At 51.9% G+C, this 9,162-nt stretch carries 5 protein-coding genes; 3 read left to right on the plus strand and 2 right to left on the minus strand.

The window, feature by feature from the left end:
- Window positions 1-86: 86 nt before the first annotated feature.
- Both Q8W32_RS10820 and Q8W32_RS10825 read right to left on the minus strand, forming a co-directional pair.
- On the minus strand, window positions 87-1,169 hold the full coding sequence (locus Q8W32_RS10820) for a TRAP transporter substrate-binding protein (protein ID WP_303434262.1): 1,083 nt from the start codon (window positions 1,167-1,169) through the stop codon (window positions 87-89).
- Between the two features lie 462 nt (window positions 1,170-1,631).
- Window positions 1,632-2,102, minus strand: coding sequence for an Lrp/AsnC family transcriptional regulator (locus Q8W32_RS10825; RefSeq protein WP_303434261.1), 471 nt, complete (start codon window positions 2,100-2,102; stop codon window positions 1,632-1,634).
- A 467-nt stretch (window positions 2,103-2,569) separates the two neighbouring features.
- Between Q8W32_RS10825 and putP the strand changes: the two genes are divergently transcribed.
- The 3 genes from putP to Q8W32_RS10840 all read left to right on the plus strand — a co-directional run.
- The gene (gene putP, locus Q8W32_RS10830) at window positions 2,570-4,036 is read left to right on the plus strand and encodes a sodium/proline symporter PutP (RefSeq protein WP_303434260.1); all 1,467 of its coding nucleotides are present in this window, start codon (window positions 2,570-2,572) and stop codon (window positions 4,034-4,036) included.
- A gap of 476 nt (window positions 4,037-4,512) precedes the next feature.
- Window positions 4,513-8,187, plus strand: coding sequence for a bifunctional proline dehydrogenase/L-glutamate gamma-semialdehyde dehydrogenase PutA (gene putA, locus Q8W32_RS10835; protein ID WP_305414904.1), 3,675 nt, complete (start codon window positions 4,513-4,515; stop codon window positions 8,185-8,187).
- 500 nt (window positions 8,188-8,687) lie between these two features.
- A partial coding sequence (locus tag Q8W32_RS10840) for a hypothetical protein (protein WP_305414905.1) occupies window positions 8,688-9,162 on the plus strand: 475 nt, incomplete at its 3' end.

The following is a 9,162-nucleotide window of genomic DNA, read 5'->3' on the forward strand; positions in this document are numbered from 1 at the left end:
AGGGAACAGAGCAGAGGGTGACTCTGCTCCAGCAAGCCAACGGTCGGGGTTAACCCGGTTGTTGACTTGCATGAATCACCGCAGGCTTATTGGCCGACAGAGACGCTGTTCAGGTAGGCCTTGTCGGAAATATCCGTCCAGGCACGTGCTTTTTTCATGTAGTTGGCTTGGGAATCAAGAATTTCCTTGGCCAGTGGGTCTTCAGCCGCTTTTTCTGTCAGCAGTTTGTCGTTGGCTTTGCGCATGGCAGCCATGACATCAGCAGGGAAGGTTTTGATTTTGACGTTCGGGTATTCAGAGTTGATCACGTCCAGGTTAATGGCGGATTCGTGGTAAGACTGAATGTACATTTCATAAGATGCGGCACGCATGGAAACACGCAGGATTTCTTGCAGATCTTCTGGCAGTTTGTCCCAGGTGCGCTTGTTAACCAAAAATTGCAGCTCAGTGGCTGGTTCATGCCAACCGGTGTAGTAGTACGGTGCAATTTTGTGGAAACCCATACGCAAGTCCAGTGATGGACCTACCCATTCCAGAGCGTCGATGGTACGACGTTCAAGTGCGGTGTACAGCTCACCTGGTGGAATGTTGGTTGGGCTGACGCCCAGTTCTGCCAGAACTTCACCGGCGAAACCGGGTACGCGCATTTTCAGACCTTTCAGGTCATCAAGGGAGTTGATTTCTTTCTGGAACCAGCCGCCCATCTGATTACCGGTGTTACCACCCGGGAAACTCATCAGACCAAACTTGCTGTATACCTTGTCCATCAGTTGCATGCCGCCACCGTAGTAGAACCAGGCGTATTGCTCAGGTGCGGTCATGCCGAATGGCATGGTTGTGAAATACAGGGTGTTGGGGACCTTGCCTTTCCAATAATAGGACGCTGAGTGCCCCATATCGTATTGTCCGGCACGGACCATATCGAAAACACCAAACGGTGCTTTGTGCTTGTTGGCCGAGTCGATGGTGATTTGCAAACGGCCATTGGACATTTTCTCTGCCATGGCTGCCATGTTGCGTGGAGAATCACCAAAAATAGGGAAGTTAGCACCCCAGGTTTCGGCCATTTTCAAACGGTAAACCTTGTCTGCTGCCTGGGCACCAGAGGCGACAACCAGACCACAGAATCCGGCCAGCAGGCCGCGCTTCAGTTTCGATAATTTGAGCATCTTGTTGTTATCCTTTTTTATAGTCCGTCGGAACGACGTCGAGGTGGCAACTGCCTGCACGACCATCAATCGTCTCGTGGAGGCAGTATAGTCGTTGCAGATGATTGTTTCGGCTATTCGTTGGACTGCGGGGGTTACTAGTGTTTTTACTATATTGGTGATTGTTGGTAGGTAAATTATCTTGGTGTAACTACGTAAGTAGTATGTGAGTGTGACCGGAAAGACAGCACAAAATCAGCGTAAAAAACAGCTTCAAAGTCCCATTGTTATTGGGTTTTCCATGCTTTGGCGCAATGAGCTTGCGACAAGTTGGGTATTGCTGTTTATAGGAATAAAAGTTCAGTAAATATCGTGTACTACTTTAGGCTTATGTTGGGGATGGGTTGGCCTGTCTGGCCCTTTCATCAGGAGAACCAGCAAGACGCTGGCCCCGATTTACCGATTGAGGTCCTGATGTCGATGTCAAATCAGCTTGGATTCAATGTCCTTGACGTTTTCCATCACAACAAAAGTACTGGTCTGGGTGACGTAAGGCAGGGAAGAAATTTTTTCTCCCAACACAGCGCGATAGGATTCCATGTCGGAAGTGCGGACTTTTAACAGATAGTCAAAGGTCGCGGCGGTCATATGGCATTGCTCGATTTCAGGGATGGTACGCACGGCATCATTAAAGGCTTTGAGCGCACTGGTGCGAGTATCGCTGAGCGACACTTGCACAAAGGCAACGTATTTGGTGCCAAGTTTCTTTTGATCAAGCAATGCCATGTAACCGAGAATATACCCTTGTTCTTCGAGCCGTTTCATACGGATTTGACAGGGAGTTTTGGATAATCCAATCAGCGAAGCCAGCTCGGTTACGGTGATTCGGCCGTTTTTCTGCAGCTCGCGAAGGATGGCCATATCGAGCTTGTCAAGATTTTCTTGAGAATCCATGAAGTTTTGATGTCCTTGTCGGGCAGTAATGGGTCATTTACAGGAACGGGAAAGAGCCATTGTAGTGGGAAATGATGCGTATTTTGTTCTAAATAAAACAATAATATTAGAGAAATTATCTCAACCTATTGGTTTTGATTAACAATTATGCCTTTCTGATTATGCACTGACATGGTGCTTTTGCGTGTTGGGGGTGATTATGTTGCACGCTGGTGATGCATCGGTGAAATTATCTTTACATGCATAAAACTTGGTCGAAATGCAGTTTAAAAAACAAATTTAAAAACAAATAGACCATGAAATATTAAAAAACAGCCAATTCGACCACTGGCTCTGCTTTAGGCTTTATTTCCCATGGGCTCGAACCTGACAGTATTGGCTGGATAAGGTGAGATGTCTCTCTGCAAGAGCGGTATCTTCTTGATGCGATACCTCAATTAATAGCAAACAATGAAAGAGGACGATCCATGGTTACTTTGACGTTTATCGTGTATCTGGCAGTCATGCTGGGTATCGGCATTATTGCTTATCGACGCACTCAAGACTTGTCGGATTATGTATTGGGTGGCCGTAATCTCGGGCCAATTCCCAGTGCCCTGAGTGCCGGCGCCTCGGATATGAGTGGCTGGCTGTTGCTGGGTTTGCCAGGCTACGCCATGAGTGCAGGTTATGGTGCGTTTTGGTTGGCAGGTGGACTGCTGATTGGCACCTGGGCCAACTGGTTGCTGGTTGCCCAGCGTCTGCGGGTTTATTCCCAGCGAGCCGGTGATGCGCTGACCTTGCCGGCTTTTTTTGAAAAGCGGTTTGAAGATAAAAGCCATACCTTGCGGGTAGTGTCTGCGATTTTTGTGCTGGTGTTTTTCCTGTTTTACACCAGTTCCGGCCTGGTGGCAGGAGGCAAGCTGTTTGAAACCGTATTCGGCCTGGATTATCAGCTGGCAGTTGTGCTGGGGGCTGTGGCAGTGATTTCCTACACCATGTTTGGTGGCTTTCTGGCGGTGTCCTGGACGGATGTCGTGCAAGGCTTGCTGATGGTCGGGGCGATGGTTCTGGTACCTGTGATTGCCCTGTCCGAGATGGGCGGCATATCGGCAACCTTCGACAAGATAGCCAATAGCAACCCCGAATTGCTGGATGCGTTCACCAATGCAGACGGCACACCGATTACCCTGATTGGTACCCTGTCATTGATTGGCTGGGGTTTTGGCTATTTTGGCCAGCCGCATATTCTGGCGCGTTTCAAAGGCATCAAAAGCAAGGATCATGTACCGGCAGCCCGTCGCATTGCTGTTGCCTGGACCGGGGTGGCGATGATCGGTTCGATGGCCATCGGGCTGTTTGCCGTGGCTTATCTGAAAACAGGTCTGGGAGACAATGAAACGGTCTTTATGGTGATGGTGGATGCCATCTTCCATCCTCTGGTTGCCGGTGTTCTGCTGGCCGCTATTCTGGCGGCGATCATGAGTACGGCGGATTCCCAGTTGCTGGTGTCTTCTTCAGCATTGGCGGAAGACTTCTACAAAGCGCTGTTTCATAAAGACGCCAGTTCCGAACAGTTGGTAAAAGTCGGACGTTTTGCGGTTGTGGGTATTGCCGTTATCGCTACTGTTCTGGCGTTAAATCCGGAATCCGGAGTGTTGGATCTGGTGTCTTATGCCTGGGCAGGTTTTGGTGCAGCCTTTGGTCCGGCCTTGATCTTGTCGTTGTATTGGAAACGGATGACGCGTCAGGGTGCGCTGGCTGGCATTGTTGTCGGCGGTATTACCGTGGTGGTCTGGAAACAGCTGGAAGGTGGCTGGTTTGATTTGTACGAAATCATCCCTGGTATTCTGCTGGCGACCCTTGCAGTGGTGGTTGCTTCCATGGCGACCCGCGAGCCAGAGGATTCAATCCAGCAGAAGTTTGATGATGTGGTGACGGAAGTACGTAGCTGATTTTTGTAGTTGAGGTTGCCGGGGCTAACAGAGCCCAGTGAAGGCGACGTATTATGGTCGTCTTCAACGGTACGACCGGCATGGTGCAATGGTCAGGGAAGGAACCTGGCCTTGTGCTGCGGGTATTCTCTTGTTGATCTTTCACTTCGACTGCAAAGTCTGCTGTCTCTCCGCCGTACCTGTTGCGGGTCTCTTCCCGGTCATTCCCGGCAGCTCTGTCAGCTGCTCTTCTTATGTCTTTCTCCATCGTTTTTTTAATGGCTTTCTTGATCGTTTTTCGAGGTCTATGGGAGTGATTCACTGGTTTTTTCTTTTTAGTGATTTTCTGCTTGTATTGACTGTTTTTTATTGTGTTTTTTCTTGTTTTTTAATAAAAATTAGTCTTAAAGTAATGTTAATTAATATATTTTAGGAAAAAATAAACACAAAAATGCGGCATATTCAGCTTAATGTTTTGTATCCATGAGGGCTGTAACATGAGTGCCAATATCCCTGCCATTCGCGACGCGATTCGCGATCATTATTTAATGGATGAACGTCAGGCGCTGACTGAACTGGTCACCGATAGCCGTTTGTCTGCGCCACTGCGCCAGGAAATTTCAGCTGATGCGGCTGCCTTGGTGCGAGCGGTCCGCAGCCGCAAGCGTTCCACCATGATGGAGAATTTTCTGGCGGAATACGGCCTGACCACTCGAGAAGGGGTGGCGCTGATGTGCCTGGCCGAAGCGCTGTTGCGTGTGCCGGATGCATTTACCATCGATCAGTTGATTGAAGATAAGGTGGCTCCGGGGCAATGGAGTGAGCATCTGGGGCAGTCCCGCTCTGGTCTGGTGAATTCTTCTACCTGGGCGCTGATGCTGACTGGCAAACTGATTTCGCCAACAGGAGCGGAAGGCTTGCGGTCAACGTTGCGAGGTCTGGTGAAACGACTGGGAGAGCCGGTGATTCGGGTGGCCGTGGCGCAAGCCATGAAAGAATTGGGTCGCCAGTTTGTGCTGGGCAGTCATATCCGTAATGCCACCGAACGGGCACGCAAGCTGGAAAGTCAGGGCTACACCTATTCCTACGACATGCTGGGTGAAGCGGCTCGTACCGCAGACGATGCCAAAGCCTACTTCGATGCTTATAGCCAGGCTATCGCTGCTTTAGCAGCTTCTTGTACCGGCGCAACGATGGCTGAAAACCCCGGCATATCGGTGAAGCTGTCGGCCCTGCATCCTCGTTATGAATTTGCCAAACGGGAGCGGGTCATGATTGAGCTGGTGGCACGTACCCGCGAACTGGCACGTCAGGCCAAGCAGCACAATATGGGATTCAATATTGATGCGGAAGAAGCTGATCGGCTGGATCTGTCGCTGGATGTGATTGTCGCAGTGCTGGAAGATCCGCAACTGGCCGGTTGGGATGGCTTTGGGGTTGTCGTACAGGCGTTCGGCCAGAGAGCGCCGCATGTGATTGATTTCCTCTATGCCCAGGCGCAACGGCTGAACCGGCGCATCATGGTGCGATTGGTGAAAGGCGCCTATTGGGATGCCGAAATCAAACGGGCCCAGACCTTGGGGTTGGCAGGATTTCCGGTGTACACCCGTAAGGCACATGCCGATGTCTCTTACCTGTGTTGTGCCGAAAAGCTCTTGGGCATGACTGATCATATCTATCCCCAGTTTGCGACCCATAACGCCCATTCAGTAGCGGCAGTCTTGCGGATTGCCCAGCACGTCGGCAAGCATCAGTTTGAACTGCAGCGACTGCATGGTATGGGAGAAGCACTTCATGATGAAGTCTTGAAGCGCGAAGGCACCCGCTGTCGTATTTACGCCCCGGTGGGCGAACATCGCGATTTGCTGGCCTACCTCGTGCGGCGTTTGCTGGAAAACGGAGCCAACAGCTCGTTTGTTAATCAGATTGTCGATACCCGCATTACACCTGAGGTGATTGCCCGGGACCCCTTTGATATCGCAGCGGTGTGGCATGACCCCAAACCCAGCAGCTTGATTGTTGCGCCGTCACAATTATTTGGTGATCAGCGCCAGAACGCCAAGGGCTGGGACGTGACCGATGTGGTCGAGGTTGAGAAAATTCTTGCCGCCCGTGCTGCCTTTGCGACCAGCCAGTGGCAAGCCATACCCATGGTCGCCGCTGACACAGCAGCCAAGGAGAGTACAGAAAGCGCTGCATGCTCATCGGTCATCAACCCGGCTCAACCCAATGATGTTGTCGGGCAGGTCACTGCCGCCAGTCCCGCTGATATCGAGTCGGCGATTGTTGCCGCAGTGGCAGCAGCCCCGCGTTGGGCAGCGGTTCCGGTGGCGCAGCGGGCAGCCTTGCTGAACCGGGTGGCTGACCAGTATGAACAGCATGCAGTGGAGCTGTTTGCACTGGCACAGCGAGAAGCTGGCAAAACCCTGCTGGATGCCGTGGGCGAAGTACGCGAGGCCGTGGATTTCGCCCGTTATTACGCCGATCAGGCACAGCAACTGGACGACCGCTTGACCGCCAGAGGGGAGGAGGTCAACGCCCGTGGTGTGATCAGCTGTATTTCTCCCTGGAACTTCCCTCTGGCAATTTTTACCGGACAGGTGTTAGCTGCCATTGCTGCCGGGAATACAGTACTGGCAAAACCCGCCGACCAGACCCCGCTGATTGCGGCGCGGGCGGTAGCCTTGATGCATGACGCCGGTATCCCACTGGACGTGGTGCAACTGTTGCCGGGCTCGGGGCGGGATGTCGGTGCACCATTGACCGCGGATGCCCGTATTCAAGGCGTGTGTTTTACCGGTTCTACCGCAACGGCTCAAACCATCAACCGGGCAATGGCGAGTGCGATGTCTGCAGAAGCGCCACTTATTGCCGAAACCGGCGGTCTGAATGCCATGATCGTCGACTCAACTGCACTGCCGGAACAGGTTGTACGCGACATACTGGCATCGGCATTCCAGAGTGCCGGTCAGCGATGCTCAGCACTCCGGATCGTATATTTACAGGAAGATATTGCCGACCATTTGCTGCATATGTTGTACGGCGCCATGGACGAACTGGCACTGGGAGATCCCTGGTTGTTATCAACGGACATTGGCCCTGTGATTGATGACGCTGCCCGCAACAAAATCAATCAATACCTGGATGAACATGCCGCTGCCGGACGACTATTGAAGCGTATGACAGTGCCAGAGCAGGGGCGATTTGTGGCTCCGGCGGTGGTCAACGTCAATGGAATTGCCGATATGCCAGAAGAGATTTTTGGTCCTGTACTGCATGTGGCGATATTCAGGGGAGAGGATGCGGAACAGGTTGTTGACGCAATTAATGCACGTGGATTTGGCCTGACTTTTGGTTTGCATACCCGTATGGATTCCCGGGTTAATGCCTTGTCCCGTCGTATTCGTGTGGGTAATACCTACGTCAACCGCAACCAGATTGGTGCTGTGGTGGGGTCTCAGCCATTTGGTGGTGAAGGGTTGTCGGGGACAGGTCCAAAAGCCGGTGGGCCGCATTATGTTGAACGTTTTATCGCACCGTCTTCTGCGCGAGAAGTGTTGGCTATCGATCACGCCACCATCACCGCGGCGACGTTGCAACAAGCATTGGATGATGTCGCCGGGCAAGGATTTGCTGCCGCCAGGCAACACGCCGCACCATTATCGCAGCAGATTAATGACAGCTTTGCTGCCCTGGGTATTCAGGTCGTACTGGAAGATCCGTCGACACTTGAACTCCCTGGGCCAACGGGTGAACTCAATCGGTTATCGTTGCATCCTCGTGGTGTGATGCTGTGCCTTGGGCCAACGCTGGCGCGGGCTCTGCATCAGGCGGCGCTGGCATTGGCTTGTGGTAATCGGGTGGTTGTTATAGCACCGGGTGCCGAACAAGCCGTCGCATCGTTACGCGGACACGAGTGGCCGGTGGTTGCGCTCGATGGCGCATTGCAAGCGGCTGCACTAACGCCAGTAAAAGGCATTGATGCGGTTGTTTGTGCTGGTCAGGAAGAGTACATGCGAGCGTGTCGTATCGCACTGGCGCAACGGGAAGGAGCCTTGCTGCCCCTGATTGATGACGATAAAAACAGCCATCGTTACCAGCTTGAACGGCATATCTGTATCGATACTACCGCTGCTGGTGGCAATGCCAGCCTGATAGCGGCTGCGGAATAGTCATATCAATATGGTCATCGGCCTGACAAAGTCAGGTGGGTGACCATTGCCTGAAATCTGCTGGTGCTGGGTGTCTCCACTCACTGGCCGATCCTCCATATACCGATCCTCCATATAAAAATGGAAGATAGCGAGAGATATTCAAAGCAGTGGATTATTGCGGCAGATTTGTTGCTGTTTTGTGCTAACGGGTGACACTGAGTCTAATCGTGGCCGATCGAATAACGAATAAATATTCGCTGAGGTCTGACCAGCATAAAATACGGGGGGCATTTATTTATTGATACCAAATCAGTCTTTGACTGATGAGATAATTTTTCCTGTTTTTTATACTGCTTCTTAAATTATTTCTAAATTACTTCGATATTTTAGACCTATTTGGCATCTTAGTGCTTTGCTAGTTGCTGAGTATGGACGCCTGAGTTTCTTAATGATAGAAGTGGCCGCTATTTCCAAGGATGAGCTCTGGGTGGCCACCCTATTAAACAAGGAATGATTACATGCCGATTTATCGCGTAGCCGTTTTTAACCCTCTTAATGACTATGCTGGTCAAGTGTATAACGGTGATGAACCGGCTGTGGTGTCAGCCCAGTCCGGTTTCTATTACGTGCTGTTGCAGGATGGGGCATTGATCACGCCGGCCGCAATGGGAATACGGCGCAAGGGTAAAGACCTGGAGATTGAGGTGGATGGTGATGTGGTGGCGCGCATCGACGACTTCTTTGTGACCCCCGGGTTTGGGGGGCTGGTACTGTCACCCGAAGCTGAGCCGGGCAGAATGATCCGGATGGAGGTGCTGTCAGAGCCGGAACTGGCGGGCAGCAGTGAGTCTTATATTGTCGTGGAAGAACCGGTTCACTGGTTCGCGGGCGCATCAGGGGCGTCAGCAGAAAGCGGCACGTCCGATTGGGGCTGGATCGCAGCGACATTGGGTATAGTCGGAGCAATCACCCTGTATACCTTGTCCGATCGTT

The sequence above is a fragment of the Oceanobacter sp. 3_MG-2023 genome, assembly GCF_030688925.1.
In the GTDB taxonomy this organism is placed as follows: domain Bacteria; phylum Pseudomonadota; class Gammaproteobacteria; order Pseudomonadales; family Oceanobacteraceae; genus Oceanobacter.